The 22,842-nt window shown below is 65.9% G+C and carries 21 protein-coding genes; 8 read left to right on the top strand and 13 right to left on the bottom strand.

What is annotated here, in order from left to right; all coding sequences use genetic code 11:
* Nucleotides 1–66: 66 nt before the first annotated feature.
* From acsF to bchF, 12 genes are all read right to left on the bottom strand, one after another.
* Entirely contained in the window at nucleotides 67–1,161 is a 1,095-nt protein-coding gene (gene acsF / locus EZM81_RS00820) for a magnesium-protoporphyrin IX monomethyl ester (oxidative) cyclase (RefSeq protein WP_371685704.1), read from the bottom strand.
* On the bottom strand, nucleotides 1,158–1,454 hold the full coding sequence (locus EZM81_RS00825; RefSeq protein ID WP_135447186.1) for a hypothetical protein: 297 nt from the start codon (nucleotides 1,452–1,454) through the stop codon (nucleotides 1,158–1,160). Before EZM81_RS00825 ends, acsF begins: the two co-directional genes overlap by 4 nt.
* Before the next feature lie 12 nt (nucleotides 1,455–1,466).
* The gene (gene puhC, locus EZM81_RS00830) at nucleotides 1,467–1,928 is read right to left on the bottom strand and encodes a photosynthetic complex assembly protein PuhC (RefSeq protein ID WP_136644439.1); all 462 of its coding nucleotides are present in this window, start codon (nucleotides 1,926–1,928) and stop codon (nucleotides 1,467–1,469) included.
* Nucleotides 1,929–1,941: 13 nt separating this feature from the next.
* Nucleotides 1,942–2,577 carry a photosynthetic complex putative assembly protein PuhB gene (puhB, locus tag EZM81_RS00835; protein ID WP_136644440.1) on the bottom strand — a complete coding sequence of 212 codons (636 nt, stop codon included), beginning with the start codon at nucleotides 2,575–2,577 and terminating at the stop codon, nucleotides 1,942–1,944.
* 65 nt (nucleotides 2,578–2,642) lie between these two features.
* Nucleotides 2,643–3,413 (bottom strand): photosynthetic reaction center subunit H, encoded by a 771-nt coding sequence (puhA, locus tag EZM81_RS00840; protein WP_135447180.1) that lies wholly within the window; start codon nucleotides 3,411–3,413, stop codon nucleotides 2,643–2,645.
* A gap of 18 nt (nucleotides 3,414–3,431) precedes the next feature.
* On the bottom strand, nucleotides 3,432–4,865 hold the full coding sequence (locus EZM81_RS00845) for a PucC family protein (RefSeq protein WP_136644441.1): 1,434 nt from the start codon (nucleotides 4,863–4,865) through the stop codon (nucleotides 3,432–3,434).
* Nucleotides 4,862–5,527, bottom strand: coding sequence for a magnesium protoporphyrin IX methyltransferase (gene bchM / locus EZM81_RS00850; RefSeq protein WP_136644442.1), 666 nt, complete (start codon nucleotides 5,525–5,527; stop codon nucleotides 4,862–4,864). The genes EZM81_RS00845 and bchM overlap by 4 nt, the downstream gene beginning before the upstream one ends.
* On the bottom strand, nucleotides 5,527–6,429 hold the full coding sequence (bchL, locus tag EZM81_RS00855; protein WP_136644443.1) for a ferredoxin:protochlorophyllide reductase (ATP-dependent) iron-sulfur ATP-binding protein: 903 nt from the start codon (nucleotides 6,427–6,429) through the stop codon (nucleotides 5,527–5,529). Before bchL ends, bchM begins: the two co-directional genes overlap by 1 nt.
* Nucleotides 6,430–6,517: 88 nt before the next feature.
* Nucleotides 6,518–10,096 carry a magnesium chelatase subunit H gene (locus tag EZM81_RS00860; RefSeq protein WP_136644444.1) on the bottom strand — a complete coding sequence of 1,193 codons (3,579 nt, stop codon included), beginning with the start codon at nucleotides 10,094–10,096 and terminating at the stop codon, nucleotides 6,518–6,520.
* A complete protein-coding gene (gene bchB / locus EZM81_RS00865; RefSeq protein WP_136644445.1) occupies nucleotides 10,086–11,624 on the bottom strand; it encodes a ferredoxin:protochlorophyllide reductase (ATP-dependent) subunit B in 1,539 nt (512 codons plus the stop codon). Before bchB ends, EZM81_RS00860 begins: the two co-directional genes overlap by 11 nt.
* Entirely contained in the window at nucleotides 11,621–12,898 is a 1,278-nt protein-coding gene (locus EZM81_RS00870) for a ferredoxin:protochlorophyllide reductase (ATP-dependent) subunit N (protein WP_136644446.1), read from the bottom strand. Before EZM81_RS00870 ends, bchB begins: the two co-directional genes overlap by 4 nt.
* A complete protein-coding gene (bchF, locus tag EZM81_RS00875; protein ID WP_136644447.1) occupies nucleotides 12,895–13,392 on the bottom strand; it encodes a 2-vinyl bacteriochlorophyllide hydratase in 498 nt (165 codons plus the stop codon). The genes EZM81_RS00870 and bchF overlap by 4 nt, the downstream gene beginning before the upstream one ends.
* Before the next feature lie 331 nt (nucleotides 13,393–13,723).
* Between bchF and EZM81_RS00880 the strand changes: the two genes are divergently transcribed.
* The 8 genes from EZM81_RS00880 (at nucleotide 13,724) to idi (ending at nucleotide 22,331) form a co-directional block, all read left to right on the top strand.
* Nucleotides 13,724–14,503 carry a B12-binding domain-containing protein gene (locus EZM81_RS00880; protein ID WP_169052268.1) on the top strand — a complete coding sequence of 260 codons (780 nt, stop codon included), beginning with the start codon at nucleotides 13,724–13,726 and terminating at the stop codon, nucleotides 14,501–14,503.
* Nucleotides 14,504–14,573: 70 nt separating this feature from the next.
* Nucleotides 14,574–15,965: a transcriptional regulator PpsR gene (gene ppsR / locus EZM81_RS00885; protein WP_135447456.1), complete on the top strand. Its 1,392-nt coding sequence runs from the start codon at nucleotides 14,574–14,576 to the stop codon at nucleotides 15,963–15,965.
* An 83-nt stretch (nucleotides 15,966–16,048) separates the two neighbouring features.
* On the top strand, nucleotides 16,049–17,719 hold the full coding sequence (gene bchE, locus EZM81_RS00890) for a magnesium-protoporphyrin IX monomethyl ester anaerobic oxidative cyclase (RefSeq protein ID WP_136644449.1): 1,671 nt from the start codon (nucleotides 16,049–16,051) through the stop codon (nucleotides 17,717–17,719).
* The gene (bchJ, locus tag EZM81_RS00895) at nucleotides 17,720–18,298 is read left to right on the top strand and encodes a bacteriochlorophyll 4-vinyl reductase (RefSeq protein WP_136644450.1); all 579 of its coding nucleotides are present in this window, start codon (nucleotides 17,720–17,722) and stop codon (nucleotides 18,296–18,298) included.
* Nucleotides 18,299–18,416: 118 nt separating this feature from the next.
* A complete protein-coding gene (gene chlG, locus EZM81_RS00900; protein WP_136644451.1) occupies nucleotides 18,417–19,316 on the top strand; it encodes a chlorophyll synthase ChlG in 900 nt (299 codons plus the stop codon).
* Nucleotides 19,313–20,599: a BCD family MFS transporter gene (locus EZM81_RS00905; protein ID WP_136644452.1), complete on the top strand. Its 1,287-nt coding sequence runs from the start codon at nucleotides 19,313–19,315 to the stop codon at nucleotides 20,597–20,599. Before chlG ends, EZM81_RS00905 begins: the two co-directional genes overlap by 4 nt.
* Before the next feature lie 2 nt (nucleotides 20,600–20,601).
* The gene (locus tag EZM81_RS00910; RefSeq protein ID WP_136644453.1) at nucleotides 20,602–21,783 is read left to right on the top strand and encodes a geranylgeranyl diphosphate reductase; all 1,182 of its coding nucleotides are present in this window, start codon (nucleotides 20,602–20,604) and stop codon (nucleotides 21,781–21,783) included.
* The gene (gene idi, locus EZM81_RS00915; protein ID WP_136644454.1) at nucleotides 21,783–22,331 is read left to right on the top strand and encodes an isopentenyl-diphosphate delta-isomerase; all 549 of its coding nucleotides are present in this window, start codon (nucleotides 21,783–21,785) and stop codon (nucleotides 22,329–22,331) included. The genes EZM81_RS00910 and idi overlap by 1 nt, the downstream gene beginning before the upstream one ends.
* Here idi and EZM81_RS00920 read toward each other — a convergent pair.
* Nucleotides 22,328–22,840, bottom strand: a complete 513-nt coding sequence (locus EZM81_RS00920; protein WP_371685705.1) for a TspO/MBR family protein — start codon at nucleotides 22,838–22,840, stop codon at nucleotides 22,328–22,330. The genes idi and EZM81_RS00920 overlap by 4 nt on opposite strands.
* Between the last annotated feature and the right edge of the window lie 2 nt (nucleotides 22,841–22,842).

Consider the following 22,842-nt stretch of genomic DNA (forward strand, 5'->3'; position numbering starts at 1 on the left):
GGCCTGCGGACCGCGCCCAGTCCGCAAGGCCACCCGCTGCCGGAACAGCGGTATGGGGGGTGGCAGTCAATAGCTTGGCTCCAGCCGCACCGAGGCGGGCAGCGCGTGACGCTTGACCGGGATCGTATAAAGCGCGGCAAAGGCCAGCGTCGCCCGTGCACCCGCGGCCCAGCCCTTCAGCCTGCCCACGATGCCACCCTGCCGTTTGGCCGCATCCATGTCGCGGAAGGCGGCCTCCATCGCCCTCAGGCGGGGCTTCCAGCGCGGGTGGTCAATGTCCAGTTCGATCGGGAAAATCTGACGGCTGATCGTCGAGGTCTTGCGGAACACCTCCTGGTCATACCATTCGATGTCCACCCCCAGCGCCTTGTGGAATTCGGGCCGGGCATGGTCGCGAACCCACATGGTGGAATAGACCGCGGTCAGGAAGAACTTGATCCACAGCTTGTTGACGAAGCTTTGCGTCAGCTTCGGGTCGGTCTTCATCAGCAGGGCGAAGGCCTCGCCATGGCTGAACTCGTCGTTGCACCATTCCTTGAACCACTTGAAGATCGGGTGGAACCGATGCTCGGGGTGCGCTTCGAGGTGGCGGTAGATCGTGATGTAACGGGCGTAGCCGATCTTTTCCGACAGATAGGTGGCGTAGTAGATGAACTTCGGCCGGAAGTAGGTGTATTTCTTGGCCTTGGTCAGGAAGCCGAGGTTCACCGCCACCCCGGCCTCGCGCAGCGCGTCGTTGATGAAGCCCGCATGCCGTGCCTCATCCCGCGACATGTAGCTGAACAGCTCGCAGATGTCGGGGTTGTTACCGCGGCGCTTCATCTCCTTGTAAAGGACGCAGCCCGAAAACTCGGCGGTGCAGGAACTGACCAGAAAATCGATGAACTCGCGCTTCAGGCCCGGTTCCATCCCCTCCCAGTCGATCTGGTTCCAGTCGGCTGTCTTCTTGAAATGGCCCTTGTTCGGGTCGGACTTCATCTGTGCCAGAAGCGCGTCCCATTCCTTGCGGACCGGGGTCACGTCGATGCGGTCCATTTCATCGAAATCCGTGGTGTAAAAGCGCGGGTTCAATAGCGTGGTTTCCGTCGCCATCGCGGTGGTGTCGAACTGGCCCGCCACCTCGGCATGCAGTTCGTCATGTGCGCTGTTGTGCATGTTCATAGCCGGATCTCCTCGGAGAAGGAAAACTCGCACAGTTCCATGAAGCCGAAATCGCCGGTCAGCCGGGTCCACAGGCGTTCGATCGGCGTGGCGCGGGTGATGGTGGCGGTGCGGTCCTCGACGATGACCTCGCCGAAGGCGGCCATGATCGGTGCCCCGTGTACCAGCACCTCATCCCCCGGATGGACGACGGCGCCATTGTTGAAACGGACGTGGGCGTGCAGGCTTTCGAAACGGTGGCTGACCTCGACGGTGCAGGGCACCCTTTCCTTGGTTCGCGTAAAAAGTCCCATGAGCGTGGTTCCCTATTTCTGATCCAGAAGCCGTTCGAACGCGGCCTTGTTGTCGGCCCCGAAGGCGTAAAGCTCGATGCTCCAGCCGGTCAGGGGGTCTTCGGCAGCAAGTCTGCCGTTGGCATATTCCACGATCCGCAAGGGAGAGAGCGGGTCGAGCCTGTGCTTGCGCCTTTCGGTCGCAAGCCCGTTCTGGATGACCGTGACGAATCCGCCGTGCGCCAGGTCCAGAAGCACCGAACCATCGGGGTTGCGCACGGTGACAGCCTGGGCATCGCGGCCTTCAAGCACGATCCAGCGTTCGCGGATGACCTCGGCCTGGGCAGGCTGGGCCACGGGCTCGCGCCCGGTGACGACCGCGAAGGTGGTGATGGCAAGAGAGGCCATGGCAAGCCCGAACATCGCCCAAAGAAGCGTGCGCGGGACCATTTCCTTGTCACGGTTGCGGAAGGAGGGGCTGGGGGATTGCGTCATGATCCGCCTCTCTCTATTCCGCTGCGACCGGCGACAGCGCCGGGTCGCGGACGATTGCCGGCTGGGTCAGACGTGCCTCGGCGGCCTCGGCCAGCATGCGCGCAACATTCCCCGCATCGGGGATGGAACGCAGCGCAGGCTGGGTCTTCTTCCAGTGTCCAGGGCGAAGGTGCGGCCAGGCTACCAGAACGGAGATCCGCGTCTCGCCAATGGTTTCGAGCGCGATGGTCCCGGTGCCGTCGCGACGCAGATCGAGGCTGGCTGCGCCCACCTGCCTGAAGGGGATGTTGAAGGTCACGGGCAGGGCCGCGCCGATCCGCATCACCACGCGAGCGGTCGTCAGCGTGTAGGTTGTCGCCCGCGCCTGAGCCCATGCGAGGGCATAGATCACTGCGAGGCCCAGAAGGCCGAGCGCCAGATAGGGCAGCCCGACGGCAACTGAAAGCGACAGCCCGCCATCGGCCCAGGCCGCGCCTGCGCGCCAGATCACGATCAGCGCGAAATAGACGGCGAACCAGCGGATCTTGTAGGCGTCCCGCGCCAGTGCCCAGGGGTCGGGGCGCCCTTGCCACAGGATCAGCTCGCCTCGCGGGGGCCGTTCCGGCAGCCCTGGTAGCGCGTCGAAGGCGAAATCGTCATGGCCTGACATGTCAGACCCTCCGTATCTGGGGTGAAAGCCGGGGGCCCGGGCGCGGGTCCCCGGCTGTCAGCGTGTCAGAAGCCCCGCTTGCGCTTGGGGGCGTCATACATCCAGCCGCCGGCAATGAAGCCCGATATCTTGTCTTCCTCGAGCTTGGTCACCTCGGTCGAGGACCGGGTGGCGGGAATGTTCTCGAAGCTGTCCGATGCGATGAAGTTGATGCGCACCCGGTCTTCCCAGATGCGGGCCATCGTCATCGGCACCAGCCGCTTCTTGCCGGAGTTCAGTTCGATCTCCAGATAGCGGACCAGCTGTTCCGGCGCGTCGACCCAAAGGTCGGAGACGCGGCCCACCACCTCCAGGTCGGCGGCCTGCACCGGCAGCCCGCGCGGGTCGCGCCCGGCGCTGATGGCAAAGCCTTCCAGCCTCGACATGGGCACGATCTTGTTGTGGCCGTGGCCGTCCAGTTCCGGTTCGTCCCGGCGCGGCACCCACGAGGCGGGGCCCACGCCATCCAGCATCGGGTTGCCGGTCGGTGCATGTGGGAAACCTTCGCTGATGGCGGTGCGGGCCAGCGCCAGGTTCTCGCGGCGGTGGGCGGCTTCGTTTTCGGCCGACGGCACGGTGACCTCGCCGCGTCCGTGTGGAAGGCGGAAGGTCTTGGGTTTGGGCACGGGGAAGGGGCCCTGGTTCGGGGCGGGCGAGCCATCCTCAAGTTCCAGCGGATAGCCTTCGCGCATGTTCTCGGTCTGCAGGTAATAGATCAGCAGGGCGAAGAAGCCCCAGAACAGCCAGATTGCCAGACTGGCCAGGTCGAAGTTGCCGAAGAAGTTGACACCTACCATTGGGTGGTCCTCCGTGGGTCAGGTGGGAAATTCGGCGATGCCGAAGCGGTCGCCGGAGTTCGGGGTTGCGGTCAGGGGCTGCACGCGGACCAGCGGGCCGAGTGCGACGAGGGTCAGGAACAGAAGGGCTATCTCGGCGTGATAGACGAAACTGTAGCCGAGGGTCGGGTCGGTCAGGGCGGGGCCGAGATAGCCATTCTCGGCCAGATGGCCGACGATGTCGCGCATGGCGCCACCAATGAAGATCGAAAGTCCCGCCGCCGTCGCCTGCGCCGCGCCCCAGGCGCCCAGCGCAAGACCCGCGCCCGTGCCCGAGGTTTGCAGCGTCATGGCGGCGGTCAGGGTAGAGACGGCGAAAAGCCCGGCACCCAGGCCGATCAGGAAGGCCCCGCCATAAAACAGCGCCGTGCTGCCCAGAGGCCCCGCGAAAATGACGGCCGAAAAGGCCGCCAGCCCGACCAGCAGACCGCGCGCCGCGGTACGGTGCGGATCGCGGCCCTGCGCCAGCCAGCGCGCGGCCAGCAGGAAGCCGACCAGGGCGCCGAAGGCATAGGTGCCTGTCAGTAGCGTGGTCATGCCGACCGAAAGGCCCAGCACCTCGCCGCCATAAGGCTCCAGCAGCACGTCCTGCATGTTGAAGGCAAGCGTGCCCAGCACCACAACCGCAAGAAGCCGCCCGGCCCGCCCACCCGCCATCAGGTCGGCCCAGGCATCGCGGAAGCGGGGCCGGGGGGCCTCGCGTTCCTCGCGGGTCATCGGGCGGACCTTCTCCTGCTTCCACAATGCGATCAGGTTCAGCGCCAGTGTGGCCAGGGCGCAGCCCTGAACGACCCGGATCAGACGGATCGGTTCATAATCCCGCAGAAGCCAGCCGACGATGATTGCCGACAGACCCATGCCCAGCAGGAACATGACGTAAAGCAGCGCGACGACGCGGGGGCGTGTCTCGTCCGTGGCACGATCGCTGGCCAGTGCCAGACCCGCGGTCTGGGTCATGTGCAGGCCAAGGCCGGTCATCAGGAAGGCCAGGGCTGCCAGAACCTCGCCAGCCCAGGCGGGGCCGTGGAACTGGTCACCCGACAGCACGATCAGTGCGAAGGGCATGACCGCAAGGCCCCCCATCTGCCATAGCGATCCGAACCACAGATAGGGAATCCGTTTCCAGCCGATCGCCGACCTGTGGGTGTCGCTGCGGTGACCCAAGAGCGCGCGGAACGGGGCCACAAGCACGGGAATCGCGATCATCAGTGCCACGACGATGGCGGGCACCGACAGTTCGACGATCATCACCCGGTTCAGCGTGCCCAGAAGCAGCACGGTGGCCATCCCGACCGAGACCTGGAACAGCGACAGCCGCAAAAGCTGGCCTAGGGGAAGCCCTTCGGACGTGGCCTCGGCAAAGGGCATCCAGGCAGGCGACAGGGCCTTGATATGCTTCTGCCGAAGGATCATGGCACATACTCCAGGCAGTCCGAGATGTAGAAGCCGCGTGCCACGCGGCCGACGCGCGACAGGCCGGGGCCGGCGGCACGGGTCAGATCCTTCAACCCGTGCGGGATCATCACGGGCGATCGGTCCGATCGCGGGAAAAGCTTGCCTGCTTGCCACATGATCATCAGCAGGGGTGTGCGCGGCGCGACGGTGAAGACCACCTGATCGGCCCGTTTGCCCAGCGATCCAAGCGTGCTGGCGATGTCCTGGGCGGTGTAATAGATCAGGCTGTCCATCGCCATCACGGCATCGAAGACCCCGAGCGCCGGATCGGTCATGTCGCCGGCGTGGAAGGTCACCTGCTGCCTCAGGGCCGTAGCCAGCCGGTCATGAGCGATCTGCACCAGCCTGGGCGAGATGTCAGCCGCGACCACTTTTGCGCCGCGTCTGGCCAGCTCTTCGGTCATCGTCCCCGTGCCGCAGCCGGCATCCAGCACCCTTGCGCCGCGCAGGTCGGCCGGCAGGCGCGACAGCATCAGCGCGCGCATCCGGTCGCGCCCCTCGCGCACCGTCTGGCGGATGCGGGACACGGGCGCGTCCGAGGTCAGCCGCTCCCAGGCCTTGGTGGCGGTGCGGTCGAAATAGGTCTCGACCCGGTCGCGCGTGGTGGCGTAGTCGGCCATCAGTCGAACCCCAGCAGTTCAAAGATCTCGCGGTCGGGCAGCGGTTCGGGGAAGGTCTCGGGCAGGTTGACCGAGGCCCACAGCGTTTCCGCAAGCCGCAGGTATTCGGCGCGGGCGATCAGGATGTCCTCCTCGTCCGGCATTTCGAAAAGCGTCTTCTTCTTCAGGCGCGAGCGGCGGATCGCGTCGATGTCGGGCATATGGGCCAGGCGGTTGAAGCCGACCCTTTCGCAATAGCGGTCCACCTCGTCGGTGGCGCGGCTGCGGTTGGCCACACAGCCCGCAAGCCTGACCTTGTAGTTCGACGATTTCGCCTGCACGGCGGCGATGATGCGGTTCATCGCGTAGATCGAGTCGAAGTCGTTCGCGGTCACGATCACCGCGCGGTCGGCATGTTGCAGGGGCGCGGCAAACCCGCCGCAGACCACGTCGCCGAGGACGTCGAAGATCACCACGTCGGTGTCATCCAGAAGGTGGTGCTGCTTCAGAAGCTTCACCGTCTGGCCCACGACATAGCCGCCGCAGCCGGTGCCGGCCGGGGGGCCGCCCGCCTCGACGCATTTCACCCCTCCGAAGCCTTCGGTGACGAAATCCTCGGGCCGCAGCTCTTCGGCGTGGAAATCGACCTCTTTCAGGATGTCGATCACCGTGGGCTGCAACCGGCCGGTCAGGGTGAAGGTCGAGTCATGCTTCGGGTCGCAGCCGATCTGCAAGACGCGCTTGCCCATCATGGCAAAGGCGGCCGACAGGTTCGACGATGTGGTCGACTTGCCGATCCCGCCCTTGCCGTAGACCGAGAACACCTTGGCCCCCTCGATCCGCTGCGTCGGGTCCAGATGCACCTGGACCGAGCCCTCTCCGTCCAGCCCCCTGAGGTTGGGAATGTCGTCTCTCGGGCTCATCTCTGATCCCCTTTCATCTGTCCACAAATATCCCGGGGGTGTGGGGGCTGGCCCCCACTCTGCCGGGTCCGAAGGGTGCCATGCCGGGTCATTCCGCCGCGATCCCTTCCATGCGATCCTCAAGCTCGTCGGCAGCGCGTTGCAGCGCGGCGAGCGTTTCGGCATCGGGCTGCCAGTAGTTGCGGTCCGAGGCTTCCAGCAGTTTCGAGGCCATCCGCACCGAGGCCTCCGGGTTCAGCCTGGCCAGCCGGTTGCGCATTGCCTCGTCCAGCACGAACGTCTCTGACAGGCGCTGATAGACCCAGGGCTCGACATGTCCCGTTGTGGCCGACCAGCCCATCGTGTTGGTCACATGCGCTTCGATCTGGCGGACGCCTTCCGCCCCATGGCGCAGAAGGCCCTCGTAGAACTTGGGGTTCAGGCTGCGGCTGCGGGTTTCCAGCGCGATCTGGTCCCGCAGCGTGCGCACCTTGCCGCCGCCCCGGGTCTGGTCGCCGATGTAGACCGGCGTCGCCTCGCCGCCGCGGGCGCGCTTCACCGCGCGGGCGATGCCGCCCAGCGTGTCGAAGTAGTGATCGACCGTGGTCACCCCCAGTTCGACCGACTCCAGGTTCTGATAGGCCAGGTCCACGTCTCGCAGCGCCTTCTGAAGCAAGGCGGGCTGCTTCACGGGCTTGCCGTTCACGCCATAGGCAAAGGACTTCCGCGCCTCGTAGGCGTCGGCCAGTTCGTCTTCCTCGCCGAAGGCCGAGGATCCGACCAGAACGTTCACGTTCGCCCCGTAGGCGCCTTCGGCGTTGGAAAACACCCGAAGCGCGGCGGTGTCGAGGTCCACGCCCATCTCGTCGGCATAGGCCAGCGCATGGGCGCGGATGAAGTTCTGGGCGAGCGGCTCGTCGGCATGGGCGGCCTTCCAGGCAGCCTCGGCCAGCATCCGGGTCTGAAGGGGCAGAAGGTCGCGGAAGATGCCCGAGAGCGTCATCACCACGTCGATCCGCGGGCGTCCCAGTTCGGAAAGCGGGATCAGGTCGGCGCCCGAGAGGCGGCCGTAATGGTCGAAGCGGGGACGCGCGCCCATCAGGGCCAGCGCCTGGGCGATGGGGCCGCCGTCCGACTTGATGTTGTCCGACCCCCATAGGACCAGCGCCACAGTCTGCGGCAGCCGCTCATGCGCGTCCAGCAGGCGCTGCGCCTGGGCCGCGCCATCGGCCAGCGCAAAGGCCGTGGGCATGCGGAACGGGTCGAAGGCATGGATGTTGCGGCCCGTGGGCAGGATCGCGGGCGAGCGGATCAGGTCGCCGCCGGGAACGGGCGGGATGTAATGGCCGCCCAGGGCGCGCAGCAGCGCGGGAATTTCCGTGTCCTGCGTCAGATGCCGCGCGGCCTCGGCCCGGGCCTCCTCTGGGATCAGCGACAGAAGCTCTTCCAGCGCCGCCGGATCGGGCTTCTTGCCCAGGACATGCAGCCCGTCGGTGATCAGCGCGCCTTCGGTTTCCAGCACCTTCAGCCACAGCGTCTCGGGGTCGCCCGACAGGTCGACCACGGCCGCCTGTTCGGCTGCCAGTAGGGCCAGCTCCTCGCGCTCGGGCGCATCGGGGGCCACAGCGCGCAGGCGGGTCAGCGTGTCCTTGAGGTCGGCGAGCCCCTTGTACAGGCCGGCGCGGGCCAAGGGCGGGGTCAGATGCGTGACCGTGATCGCATTCGACCGGCGCTTGGCCAGCGTCGCCTCGGACGGGTTGTTGGCCGCATAAAGATAGACGTTGGGCAGGTTGCCGATCAGCCGGTCAGGCCAGCAGGAACCGCCGACCCCCGCCTGTTTGCCTGGCATGAACTCCAGCGCGCCATGCATCCCGAAGTGCAAAAGCGCATCGGCCCCGAAATCCTCGCGCAGCCAGCGGTAGAAGGTGGTGAAGGCATGGGTCGGCGCGAAACCCTTCTCGAACAGAAGGCGCATCGGGTCGCCCTCGTAGCCGAAGACAGGCTGCAACCCGACAAAGACCTTGCCGAACTGCGCCCCCAGAACGTGCACCCCGCGCCCGTCGGTCTGGATACGGCCGGGGGCGGGGCCCCAGGCAGCTTCGGTTTCCTGCAGCCAGCGGCTGCGGGCGACGATCTCGGAGGCCGGGATCGTGACATGCACGTTCGCTGGCTGGCCGTAGCGGGCGGCGTTGCCGTGCAGTACGGCCTTGCGCAGCGCCTCGACGCTGGCAGGCGGGGTCAGATCGTAGCCCTCCCGCGCCATGGCGTGCAGGACGTTGTAAAGGCTTTCGAAGACCCCAAGATAGGCGGCGGTTCCGGCAGCCCCGGCATTTGGCGGAAAGCCATACAGGATGACGGCGATCCTGCGGTCCCTGGCCTGTGATGCCCGCAGCCGCGCCAGCCGGGCCACCTTGTCGGCAAGCGCATCTACCCGTTCAGGGCAGGCCGCCATGACGCGCGTTTCCAGCGCCTCGGCGCTGACGGCACGACAGGTCCGGCCGCAGCCGTTGCACCCCTCGGCCCCGTGGCGGCCGGCAAAGACGGTTGGATTCGACGCCCCGTCGATTTCCGGCAGGGCCACAAGCATGGTGGTTTCCACCGGGCCGAGGCCGCCCGAGGAGGCCTGCCACTGCCCAAGCGTCTGGAACTCCAGCGGATGCGCGGCGATATAGGGCACATCAAGCGCCGTCAGGGCCGCGACTGCCGCCGGACTGTCGTTGTAGGCCGGGCCACCGACCAGGCTGAAGCCGGTCAGCGACACCAGCGCTTCGACGCGGCCCTGAAGGTAGGTGTCGATCGCGGGGCGGCCGTCCAGCCCCCCGGCGAAGGCGGGCAGGCAGGCGATGCCCTTCGCCTCGAAGGCGCGGATCACGGCGTCGTAGTGCGCGGTGTCGCCCGCCAGGATGTAGGAGCGCAGCATCAGAAGGCCGACCGTGGCCGTCGCCCCCTTGGGTTGGGGCAGATCGCGCGGGTCGGTGGTGATGCGGGCCTTGAGGTCCGGATGGTAAAGTCCGACCTCCGGGTAGTCGATGGGCTCTGCCGCCTTGACCTTGCGCCACTCCGGGTTCGCGGCATAGCGCGAGACGAGAAAGCGGATCATCGCCTCCAGATTGTCGTCCGAGCCGCCCAGCCAGTATTGCATCGACAGGAACCAGGCGCGCATGTCCTGTGCCTTGCCCGGGATCCAGCGCAGGATCTTCGGCAGGCGGCGCAAGAGCGCCATCTGCTTCTGCCCGGACGAGGCGGAGGGGGCCGAGTTCCCGCGCAGCTTCTTCAGAAAGGCCATGGCGCCGGAGGCGGGCCTGGACATGTCCAGATCGCCCATCCTCGTCAGCTTGACGATCTGCGGATCGGCGATCACGCCCACCATGGCATCGAGACGCGGCCGCGCCTCCTGCAAGGCAGGCAGGATTGCAGTGATGTGCTCCTCGATGAACAGAAGGTTCGCGACGACGATGTTCGCCTCGGCCACGGCGGCGCGCGCCCGGGCGAGGGCCGAGGGGTTTTCGGCCCATTCGGCGGCCGCGTGGACGCTGACCTCGATCCCGGGAAAGACCTTCGTCAGTCGTGGGGCGATGCGGGCGGCGGGGCCGGCGGCATGGGCATCAAGCGTCAGGATCACGAAGCGATAGGACACCCGTTCCTTCGCCGTAACCCTTTCGGCCTGGATGTGCCGGTCATCGCGCATAATGGGCCTTCGCCTCGTAGAGAGTGTCGATCGAAATCGCGGTGACCCCGCGCTCGACAGCGAATTTCTCGGTGTTGCGCTTGGCCTTGCCCCGCACGAAGAAGGGGATCTTCTTCAACTCGCGTTCGGCATCGGCCAGCCAGATGACCTCGCCCGAAGCGGCCTCGACAGGCGCTTCGCGCTCCAGAATCTCAACCTCGGCCTCTGCTTCGCGAGCCACGGCCTTGGCCCCGTGGTGGCTGGGGCCGGCGGCGTCGTGGAATTCGAAATCCTCGCGGAACATGGTCAGGAGGTGTTCCTCCAGCCCCATGACCAGGGGGTGAACCCAGGTGTCGAAGATCACGTTCGCGCCCTCGAACCCCATCTGGGGGCTGTAGCGGGCCGGGAAGTCCTGCACATGCACCGGCGCGCTGATCACGGCGCAGGGGATGCCCAGCCGCTTGGCGATGTGACGCTCCATCTGCGTGCCGAGGATGAGTTCTGGTTGCAGGCGGGCGATCTCGGCCTCGACCTCCAGATAGTCGTCGGTGATCAGCGCCTCCAGGCCATAGGTCTTGGCGGCGGCGCGGACCGGGCGGGCCTGTTCGCGGTTGTAAGCCCCCAGGCCCACGACCTCGAACCCGATCTCCTTTGCCGCGATCTGGGCGGCGGCGATGGCATGCGTTCCGTCGCCGAAGATGAAGACGCGCTTGCCGGTCAGGTAGGTCGAGTCCACGCTGGCCGCATACCAGGGTTGGCGGAGGCCGGTCTCTGGCGGCAGCGGCAGGCCGGAAAGCTGGGCGACCTCGGCCAGGAAGTCGCGGGTGGCATGGGTGCCGATCGGGACGACGCGGGTGAAGGGCTGGTTCAGCGCCTTTTCCAGATGCCGGGCAGCGGTCTCGGCGGTCTCGGGATACATCAGCACGTTGAAATGCGCCGCGCCGAGGCGCGCGATGTCGGCAGGCGTCGCATCGAGGGGCGCGCAGACGTTGACCGCGATGCCCATGGAGCCGAGGAGTTTCGTCAGTTCCGCCACATCGTCGCGGTGGCGGAAGCCAAGCGCGGTTGGCCCCAGAAGGTTGCAGGTCACGGCCTCGGTCCGCTCTACCGGCCGGGCCAGCGCCTTGACGATCTGGAAGAAGGTCTCGTCCGCGCCGAAGTTTTCCTTGCGGCTGTAGGAGGGCAGCTCCAGCGGGATGACCGGGACGGGCAGCGCCAGCGCCTCGGCGAGGCCCCCGGGGTCGTCCTGGATGAGTTCCGCGGTGCAGGAGGCGCCGACGATCATCGCCTGCGGGGCAAAGCGCTGGAATGCATCCCGCGCCGCATCCTTGAACAGGTTCGCCGTGTCGGCGCCCAGATCACGGGCCTGGAAGGTGGTGTAGGTGACTGGCGGGCGATGATTGCGCCGCTCGATCATCGTGAACAGAAGGTCGGCATAGGTATCGCCCTGCGGCGCGTGCAGGACATAGTGCAAGCCCTTCATCGCCGTGGCGACGCGCATCGCGCCAACATGGGGCGGGCCTTCATATGTCCAGAGCGTCAGCTTCATGCCGCGACCTCCGGCGCAAGCAGCGCGCGACGGCGCAGGGGCCTGGCGAAAAGGCCAGCCAGATCAGCGGCCTGTTCGTAGAAATGGACGGGCGTGAACACCAGTTCGATGGCCCATTTCGTGGCCAGCCCCTCGGCCTCAAGCGGGTTGGCAAGCCCAAGGCCGCAGACCGTGAGGTTCGGCCGCGCCGCGCGGACCCGGTCGAGCTGGCGTTCGACGTCCTGGCCTTCCGACAGGACCGGGCCTTCCGGCAAGAGGTCCAGCTCTGGTTCCATCAGCTCGCGGTGCAGATATGGCGTGCCGACCTCGACCGCGACCATGCCGCATTCGCGGACGAGGAACCGGGCCAGCGGAATTTCCAGCTGGCTGTCGGGGAAGAAGAAGATGCGTTTGCCGCGCAGGGTCTCGCTGACCGAGGCGAGTGCCCGTTCCGCCCTGGCACGCGGGGCGGCGATCACCGCCTCCACCCGCTCGCGCGGGATGCCGAAGGCGGCGGCCACGGCATGAAGCCAGAGCGTCGTGCCCTCGGCGCCGAAGGGGAAGGGGGCCGAGATATGCTGCGCCCCGCGCTTCACCAGCGCCGCATGGGTCGCGCCAAGGAAGGGCTGAACCAGCGCGACACGGGTATTCGGACCGACTGCTGGCAGATCGGCCGAACGGCGCGCAGGCAGGCAGCGGACGTTCGGTACCCCGATTGCGGTCAACAGGCCAAGCATCTGGTCTTCCACCACATCGGGCAGGGCGCCCACGACAAGAAGCCCGGCGTCCAGGGTGGACGGCAGGCCTGGCACCATCGCGGCAAGGCAGGCATCCTCGCCCTCGGTGAAGGTGGTCTCGATGCCCGAACCGGAATAGTTCAGCACCCGCACATGCGGGGCATGGGCGGCATTCAGCCGTTCTGCTGCGCGGGCCAGATCCAGCTTGATGACCTCGGACGGGCAGGAGCCGACCAGGAACAACTGACGGATTTCAGGGCGGCGTGACAGCAGGCGCGCAACCTCGCGGTCAAGCTCGGCGTTTGCGTCGGCAAGGCCGGCCAGATCCCGTTCTTCCAGAATCGCCGTGCCAAAGCGGGGCTCGGCGAAGATCATCACCCCGGCGGCGGCTTGCAGCAGGTGTGCGCAGGTGCGCGACCCCACGACCAGGAAGAAGGCATCCTGCATCTTGCGGTGCAGCCAGACGATCCCCGTCAGACCGCAGAACACCTCGCGCTGACCACGTTCCTTCAGGACCGGCGTGTCGCGGCAGGATCTGATCGGGGTGTCGAGGCTCATGCCCGCGCCCCCTCTGCCGGGACCATGTCCAGCCGGGCGCGGCGCAGCTTCCACAGGAACTGTCCGGCATTGACGACATAGGCAAGATAGGCGGCAAGGGCGATGAACATCAGCCCGTGCGGCGTGAAGCGTTCGCCCAGCAGTGCGTAAAGATACAGCGTGTGCAGGGCGATGACGGCAAAGCTGAACGCGTCTTCCCAGAAAAAGGCTGGGGCAAAGAGATACTGGCCGAAGACCTCCTTCTCCCATATCGCGCCGGTCACCATGATCAGATACAGGAACCCGGTCTTGACCAGGATCGAGACTGTCGCCGCGCCATAGCCTTCGTCGGTCCAGAGAAACCGCAGCACCAGCGCCAGCGAAATCAGGAAGACCAGAAACTGCGCCGGAGCGAGGATTGCCTGCACCACAGTCCAGCGCGAGGCATCGCGGCGCGCGCGCTCTTCGGGCGTGTAGAGCAGTTGCCTTGAGCCGTTGACTTGGGTCGTCCGCATCGCCTGCATGCCCCTCCCCAGGGCCGGTTCCGATACTGAGCCTAGATCAGCAGGACAGTGTGTCAACTAAAACTTACATAGATGACCCTGACATGTCGTGCAGCATTTTGGTGGCGCGGGGAAAGACAGATGTAAACATACTCAATTAAAAACAAGCTGTTGATGCAATAACTTGCAGTGATTTCGCAAAATGCGGCTGTCAGTGTCAATTTGCTTTGACAATACGAGCGCCATGCATGACAGTGAAAGGCAGAGTGCGGGATGCAGAACTGCCCGCACACAACCCCGCATCAGGGCCGACCGGGCACTTGCGGCAGGCGAGGGTGGCGAAATGCGCGACAGCCAGCATGGCGGGCAAGGCGATCGCAGCGGTGACGGTTTGTCGGCCCTGGCAAGGACTGTGGTGGCGCGGCTGGTGTCCCGCGAGGCTGATGGGGCAAAATCGCCGGACCCGGCAATGGTTGCCGCGCTGGCACGCGCTGTCGCCTCGCCCGACTTTTCCCTTTTCGAGGCGCTGCGCCCCGAATTGCGCCGTGCCCGGATCGGCGAGACCGAACTTGTGGACAGCTACTTTCCGGCCGTGGCCCGCCATCTTGGCTGCGAATGGTCCGAGGACCGCGCGGCATTCACCGACGTAAGCATGGGCCTTGCCCGGATGCAGTCTATCCTGCGCCAGGTTGGCCGGGACTGGGCCAGCAATGCAACCGCGGGCCCCGACAGCGCGACCGTGCTGATGGTTCTGCCAGAGGGCGAACAGCACAGTTTCGGCATTATGCTGCTGACAGGGCAGTTGCGCCGGAAGGGAATCTCGGTCCAGTTGCAGATCGGGGCAAGCGCCGACTTTCTGTTCTCTCTGGTCCGCAATAGCGATTTCGATTGTGCAATGATTTCGATCGCCTGCGAAGAGAGGCTTGAACTTTGTCGCAGAGTGGTGAAAGCACTCAAGGACGGTTCGGCTGGACGGCTTTGGGTGGCGGTTGGCGGGGCGGTGCTCGCGCGGGCGGTCGATGTGCAGGCTGCAACCGGTGCAGATATCGCCACGAACGACCCGATGGTCGCTATTCAGGGTGCGCGCGTCCGTAACGGGCTTCCGGTCCGCGAATTCGGTTGAAGCGATGGTGGGCCGCGATGATGGCCGAACGAATATGGTTGGAAAAGACGTGACCACGGATGGACGCCATCTGCTGAACTCGGGCAAGTTGCCCGTCATTGCTCCGGATCTCATGACCGAGATCCTTGCAACGGCGGCCGATATCACCCTGCTGGTCACGCCGGGACAGCGCATCGTCTCCGTCCTGGTCAATCCGGCGCATCGTTCCTTCGGCCAACTGACCGACTGGGAGGGGCTGCAGCTTTCAGAGATCCTAACCGAAGAGAGCCGTCGCAAGCTGGAGGCCCGCCTTGCCGATCTGCACCGTGGTCGGTCGGGGGTGGCGGTTGAACTGAACCACGTCAGCCAGCAGGCATGGGATTTCCCGGTGCGCTATTCGCTGCACCTCTTGGGGCCGGACGGGTCGCTGCTGATGCTGGGCCGCGATCTGCGGCCGCTTGCAGAGGTGCAGCAGCAGTTGGTCGCGGCGCAGCTCGCCCTTGAGCGCGATTATGAAACCCAGCGCGAGCTTGATACCCGTTATCGCGTGCTGATGGAGATGACCCGGGATCCCGTAATGCTTGTCTCCATGGCGACCGGGCGGATTGCCGATCTTAACCCTGCGGCTGCGCTGCTTCTGGGGGGTACGCGGGCCGAGCTGCTGGGCAGTGCGGTCGCGCAGGAATTCGACGGTCGCCGGCGGGGTGAGTTCCTGGATGCGCTGTCCAACGTGGCGGCGATGGATTCCTCGGCGCCGCTTGAGGTCACGGCGCGCCGGTCGCAGCGGCGGGTGCTGGTCACCCCGCGCCTGTTCCGCGCGGCCGGAGAGCGCCTGCTGCTATGCCTGATCGATCCGGGCGACCGGTTGACCCAGGCCTCTGACGAGCTGTCGGAAAACCTGCAGCGGCTTTACCACGAAGGGGTGGATGGCATAGTCTTTGCCGATGGCGAAGGTGTGATCCGCGCTGCGAACGAGGCGTTTCTGAACCTGACCGATGCCAGCGGAATCGCGGCCGTTCGCGGCCGTTCGATCGCCGACTATCTGGCGCGCGGGCAGGTGGATCTGCGTGTCCTGCTGGACAATGTAAAGCGGACTGGACAGCTTCGGCTTTATGCCACCCGCCTGACCACGGACTTTTCCGGCCAGATCGCCGTGGAACTTTCGGCCAGCTGGCTGAACGACAGGCCAAACCCGGTTCTGGTGCTTGTGGTGCGCGATGCAAGCCGGGCCGATGCCCTGCGACGGTCCGGGGCGGTCATCCCGGACGAGGGCACGCGTTCGGTGATGGAACTGGTGGGGTCGTCCACGTTGAAGGATATCGTTGCCGAAACCACCGATGTCATTGAAAAGATGTGCATCGAAACTGCGCTTGAACTGACGCGCAACAATCGCGTGGCCGCAGCCGAGATGCTGGGCCTGTCGCGCCAGTCGCTTTATGTGAAACTGCGCAAGTACGGGCTGCTTAACCGCGACGGCGAGTAGCATCCTGCCGCAGGCTTGATCTGGATCAAGGAAGACCGGCCTTCGTAACTGTCAACATAAGTTGACATAAGGAGGGCTGACCCATGCGCATCGTCTTCGTCCATCCGAACTATCATTCCGGAGGCGCCGAGATCGCGGGGAACTGGCCACCCGCCTGGGTGGCCTATCTGACCGGCTCTCTGAGGGCGGCGGGGTTCGACGACATCCACTTCATCGACGCGATGACGCATCACATCGACCATGTCGCGTTGCGGGCGCGGCTTGCGGCGTTGAAGCCCGATCTGGTGGGCGTGACCGCGATCACGCCGTCGATCTACGAGGCGGAAGAAGTTTTGAGGATCGCGCAAGAGGTCGCACCCGACGCCCTGCGCGTCCTGGGTGGCATTCATGCAACCTTCATGTTCCGGCAGGTGTTGTCCGAGGCCCCCTGGATCGACGTGATCGTTCGCGGCGAGGGCGAAGAGATCATGGTCACTCTTGCAGAAGCGCTCCGCGATGGCCGCTGGCCTGACGACAGGCGCCGCATCAAGGGTCTGGCTTTCCGCGACGGGGAGGAAATCGTCGCCACGCCGGCCGCCAGCACGGTGAAGAACCTGGACGGCATCAAGCCCGACTGGTCGATCCTGGAATGGGACCGGTATATCTACATCCCCCTTGGCGTGAAGGTCGCGATCCCGAACATGGCGCGGGGCTGCCCGTTCACCTGTTCCTTCTGCAGTCAGTGGAAGTTCTGGCGCGACTACCGGGTGCGCGACCCGAAGAAGGTGGCCGACGAGATCGAGGATCTGGTGTCGAACCACGGCGTCGGCTTCTTCATCCTCGCCGACGAGGAGCCCACCATCAACCGAAAGAAGTTCGTCGAGTTCTGTCAGGAACTCATCGACCGCGGCCTCAACAAGCGGGTGAAATGGGGTATCAACACCCGCGTCACCGACATCTGGCGCGACCGGGACCTGCTGAAATTCTACCGCAAGGCGGGGCTGGTGCATGTCAGCCTCGGCACCGAAGCGGCGGCGCAGCTCAAGCTCGATCTTTTCAACAAGGAAACCACCGTCGCGCAGAACAAGGAGGCGATCCGGCTTCTGCGCGAGGCGGACATTTTCACCGAGGCGCAGTTCATTGTCGGCCTCGACAACGAGACGCCGGAAACGCTGGAAGAAACCTATCGTATGGCCTGGGACTGGCAGCCGGACCTGGCCAACTGGTCGATGTATACGCCTTGGCCCTTCACGCCCCTGTTTCAGGAAATCCGCGATCAGGTGGAGGTGTTCGACTATTCGAAATATAATTTCGTGACCCCGATCATGAAACCCGCCGCGATGACGCGCGGGGCACTGCTGGAAGGGGTTCTGAAGAATTATCGCCGTTTCTACATGAAGAAGGCGCTGTTCCATTACCCTTGGCGGGGCACGGGTTTCCGGCGGCGCTATCTGCTGGGCTGTCTGAAGGCATTCCTCAAGGCCGGTGTACAGCGCAGCTTCTATGACCTTGGAAAGCATGGCTATTTCAAGCCCGTAAAGCGGGACAACCTGGAGTTCGGCTTCGATACTTCGCGGACCATCGCCGAGCCGCAGATGGCCGACTGGGAGGCCGCGGCTGACCGGGCCGTCCGGGCGGCCGAGCGGCGCGCCGCCGTCAGGGCCCAGATGAAGGAACGGGCGGCGGAACGGGCCGACGGGTTCCAGATGCCCGATGGCGCCCAGGTCATGGCCTGCGGCGGGGGGCGGGAACAGATGCAGGAACCGGCAGACTAGATGGACGGCGATGGTAAAGGGCAAGACACGGGCGCAAGGATCGGCCCCAACGCAATCCTGCAACTGGTGCCCGTTCTGGACCGGCTTCAGGGGCGGGCGGGGCGCGACCGTGTGCTGGGCGCCGCGGGCGTTGCGGTTCCGCCTGATGATGCCGGCATGTGGCCCGAGAGCCAGTGCCGCGCGGCCCATCTGGCGGTCTGGCAGGGCTGTGGCGACCGCGCGGCCGAGATCCTGGCCGCGGCGGGGCAGGGCACGGCGGACTATATCCTCGCCCACCGCATCCCCGGGGCTGCCAAGGCGGTGATCCGTGCCCTTCCGGCCCCCATGGGTGCGCGCCTGCTGAGCGCGGCCATTGCGCGCCATGCCTGGAGCTTCGCCGGATCGGGCCGCTTCGGCATCGTCTCGCGCCGACCGCTGACCTTCCAGATCGAAGGCAACCCGCTGGCCTTTCCGGGCCTGCCCTGCCCCTGGCATGCGGCGGTGTTCGCGAGGCTTTTCCGCGCCCTGGTCTGGCCCTGCGCCCGGGTGGAAGACTGTCACAACGGTGCAGCCAGCCGTTTCATCATTCTTCCGCACTAGCGGCGGCTGATCCTCTGGCTGAGCTTGCTTTTGTGGGCGGCTGAAGAACGGACCGGGAATTGCGCGCCGCGATAAATGCGCACTTGCTCGACTCCCAAGTGTAATGTTTACTTTACACATGACTGTTAGCACCGCTTGCCCCTCCCGCCAGTATCCCGAGCCGCGCGCCATGGTGCGGCTGATCAAGCCGATCACCTGGTTCCCGCCGATCTGGGCCTTTCTCTGCGGCGCCGTCTCGTCAGCCGTGCCGCTGGGCGAAAACTGGCCCATCGTCCTGCTGGGCATGATCCTTGCCGGCCCGATCGTCTGCGGGATGAGCCAGGCTGCGAACGACTGGTGTGACCGGCATGTGGATGCAATCAACGAGCCCGACCGCCCGATCCCCTCGGGCCGCATTCCGGGCCGCTGGGGCCTTTGGATTGCGCTGGCCATGACCGCGCTTTCGCTTGCTGTCGGCTGGTTGCTGGGCCCCTGGGGGTTCGCCGCGACCCTGGTGGGCGTGATTGCCGCCTGGGCCTACAGTGCCGAACCCGTCCGACTGAAGCGCTCGGGCTGGTGGGGTCCGGGCCTTGTGGGGCTGTCCTACGAAGGGTTGCCCTGGTTCACCGGTGCCGCTGTCCTGCTGAACGCAAGCCCCAGGTTCGAGGTCGTCACCATGGCCGCGCTTTACGCCTTCGGCGCGCACGGGATCATGACGCTGAACGATTTCAAGGCGCTGGAGGGCGACCGGCAGCATGGCGTGCGGTCGCTGCCGGTGGTTCTGGGGCCCGAGGTTGCGGCGAAGATCGCCTGCACGGTAATGGGCATGGCGCAGGCGCTGGTGATCGCCTTCCTTCTGGTCCTTGGCAAACCTTGGCACTCGCTGGCTGTCGCAGCACTGCTTGCCGCGCAGATCGCCGCGATGCGCGTTCTGTTCCGCGACCCGAAAGGCAAGGCGCCCTGGTATAACGGCACCGGCGTCGTGCTTTACGTAAGCGGCATGATGGTCACGGCCTTTGCCATGCGGGGGCTGGCGTGACGCTGTCCTGGCTCCAGATCGTCCGGCTGGGGCTGGTGCAGCTGTGTCTTGGCGCGGTGGTGGTGCTGACCACCTCGACGCTGAACCGGCTGATGGTGGTGGAACTGGCACTGCCTGCGATGCTGTCGGGCGCGCTGGTCGCGCTGCATTCCTTCGTCCAGATCACCCGGCCCAGCTGGGGCTTCTGGTCCGACGCCCAGGGCAAGCGGACGCGATTCATCATCGGCGGCATGGCGGTGCTATCCTGCGGGGCGGCGCTGGCCTCGCTTATGGTCGCGCTGGCGGTGGCGGGGCAGGGCTGGGGTCTTGCGGTATCGGTCCTTGCCTATGTCCTGATCGGGGTCGGGGCGGGGGCGTCGGGCACCTCGCTCTTGGCGCTTCTCGCAAGCGGCTGTGCGCCTGACCGCCGGGCCGCAGCGGCCACGATCACCTGGCTGATGATGATCTTCGGCATCGCCGTCACCAGCGGTGCGATCGGCACGCTGCTGGATCCCTATTCACCCCGGCGGCTGATGGTCATCGTTGCCATCGTCACCCTGGGCGCGGTGCTGATCACCGCCGCCGCCGTTGCCGGTATCGAGCGGAAGGTGATGCCGGCCCGCCTGCCAGACGAGACCCCGCTGCGCAAGGGTCTGGCCGAGGTCTGGGCAGAACGCCGCACGCGGATCTTCACGCTGTTCATCTTCCTGTCGATGACAGCTTTCTTTCTTCAGGAGTTGATCCTGGAACCTTACGCCGGCCTGGTTTTCCAATTTACCCCCGGCCAGTCCACCAGCCTGTCGGGGGCGCAACATGCGGGAATGTTCGTGGGCATGCTGGCGGTCGGCATCGCCGTGTCGGGGCTCAAGATCGGCTCGCTGCGCGGATGGGTGGCGGCCGGCTGCTTCGGTTCGGCCGCGATGCTGACGGTGATTGCAGGGCTTGGGCAGGTCGGCATCGGGCTTCTGACCCCGGCGGTCACGCTTCTGGGGGTGTTCTCGGGCATGTTCGCCATTGCCTCGATCGGGGCGATGATGCAACTGGCAGGGCAGGGCCGGGCGGGGCGCGAGGGCACGCGCATGGGGGTCTGGGGCGCAAGCCAGGCCATTGCGCAGGGCCTGGGCGGCTTTGCCGGGGCGGCCTTGGTCGATCTGCTCCGCCTGTCGCGCGACAGCGCCGATGCCTTCGGGATGGTGTTCCTGATCGAGGCTTTCCTCTTCGTTGCCGCTGGCCTGATGGCCTGGCGGATCATTGGCGGCGCCCGACTGCGGGCCGCCGCACCGCAACTGCTTCCGGGAGAATGAGCATGGCCTACGATGTCTTCGTTGTCGGGGGCGGTCCGGCAGGCGCGACTGCGGCCGAGGATCTGGCGCGCGCCGGCAAGCGCGTGGCGATGCTGGACCGCGCCGGCCGGATCAAGCCCTGCGGCGGCGCTATCCCGCCCCGCGCGATCCGCGACTTCGCCATTCCCGATGACCAGATCGTCGCCCGGATCGAGACCGCGCGCATGATCTCGCCCAGCGGGCGGTCGGTCGACATCCATATCGAGAACGGCTTCGTCGGCATGGTGGACCGCGAGCATTTTGACGAGTTCCTGCGGGTGCGCGCCGCGCAGGCCGGGGCCGATCGGCTTACCGGCACCTACCTGCGGATCGAGCGGGACGCGGAAGGGGCGCATGTCGTCTGGCGGGAAAAGGCCAGCGGGCAGGAACGCCGCAGCCTGACCAGGATCATCATCGGGGCCGACGGGGCGCGGTCGGATGTTGCGCGCGACGAGGTGCCGGGCGGCGACCGCATTCCCTACGTCATCGCCTATCACGAGATCATCAGGGCCCCCGCCGCCAATGCCGCCTATGACCCGAAGCGCTGCGATGTCGTCTATGACGGCCGCATTTCGCCAGACTTCTACGGCTGGGTCTTCCCGCACGGTGCGCAGGCAAGCGTGGGCATGGGCACCGGAAAGGACGGTGTGGACCTGAAGCGCGCCACGGCCGACCTGCGCGCGGCCAGCGGCCTTGCAGAATGCGAGACGATCCGCAAGGAGGGCGCACCGATCCCGCTGCAACCGCTTGACCGCTGGGACAACGGCCACGATGTGGTGTTGGCGGGCGATGCGGCCGGGGTGGTGGCGCCGTCCTCGGGTGAGGGGATCTATTACGCCATGCTTGGCGGTCGGGTCGCCGCGACGGCTGCACAGGCGGCGCTGGCCTCGGGCAAGACCGCCGACCTGAAGCTGGCGCGCAAGCTTTTCATGCGCGACAACAAGACCGTCTTCAAGGTCTTGCGGACGATGCAGGACGCCTACTACAAGTCCGACGAACGGCGAGAGCGCTTTGTCAGCCTCTGCCACGACATCGACGTGCAGAAGTTGACGTTCGAGGCCTACATGAACAAGAAACTGGTGGCCGCGCGGCCGTTGGCGCATCTGAAGATCGGCGTGAAGAACGTCGCGCATCTGCTGGGGCTGGTGAAGCCCGGGTGGGTGTGATGGACGGCGCCCTTGACGAGATGATCCCCGCCTGGGTCGAGGGCCGCCTGGCGCCAGTCGGCAAGCTGGAGGTGCATCAGCTCGGGCTGCGCCACAAGGCCGTTTCGGTCTTCGTGATGGAAGGCGCGCGCGTCCTGATCCAGAAACGCGCGGCAGGAAAGTATCATACGCCGGGCCTGTGGGCGAACACCTGCTGCACCCACCCCCGCTGGAACGAAGATGCCGCGACCTGCGCCGTCCGCCGGCTGCGCGAGGAACTGGGGATCACCGGGCTGTATCCGCATTATGCGGGCCGGGTGGAATACCGCGCCGAGGTGGGCGGCGGGCTGATCGAACACGAGCTTGTCGATATTTTCCTGGCCGAGGCCGCGCCAGGACTGATCGTGGTGCCAGCCCCCTCGGAAGTGCAAGATGTGCGCTGGGTCGATCTGTATGATCTGAAAGCCGAAGTCCTGCGCCAGCCCGAACGGTTCACGCCGTGGCTGCGCATCTATCTGACCGATCACATGGACCGCATCTTCGGCGCGCGAATGATGAGCACCCGCTAGGACGCCCGTGCCGCGTCCGGGTTCAGCCGAACCAGCGAAAGATTCAGCGCGGCGGCGATGCTGACCCATACGAGGTACGGAACGAACATCAGCCCCGACCAAAGGTCCAGCGTGAAGAACACGACCGTGGTCGCGGCAACCGACAGCCACAACCCCGCCATCGGCACCAGCGCAGCCTTCATGCGTCTGAGCCCGAAGAAGACCGGCGTCCATAGCGTGTTGAAGGCGATCTGCACCGACCAGAGCGCCAGCCCCAGCGACGAACCTTCGACCGTGGCAGCCCTGGCAGCGGCGGCCGACATCATCAGGTAAAGCGAAAACCACACCACCGGAAACATCCAGTTTGGCGGGGTCCAGTCCGGTTTGCGCAGCGCCGCATACCAGGGTCCGGTCGGAAACAGGGCTCCCGTGGCTGCGGCGGCACCGCAGGCAGCGAGATAGATGAGAAACAGGCCGAAATCCATGCAATCACCCCCCTTGCCGACATAGGCCAGATCGTCGGAAGTCACAA

This window comes from Tabrizicola sp. YIM 78059 (genome assembly GCF_004959785.1).
Lineage (GTDB): Bacteria > Pseudomonadota > Alphaproteobacteria > Rhodobacterales > Rhodobacteraceae > Tabrizicola > Tabrizicola caldifontis.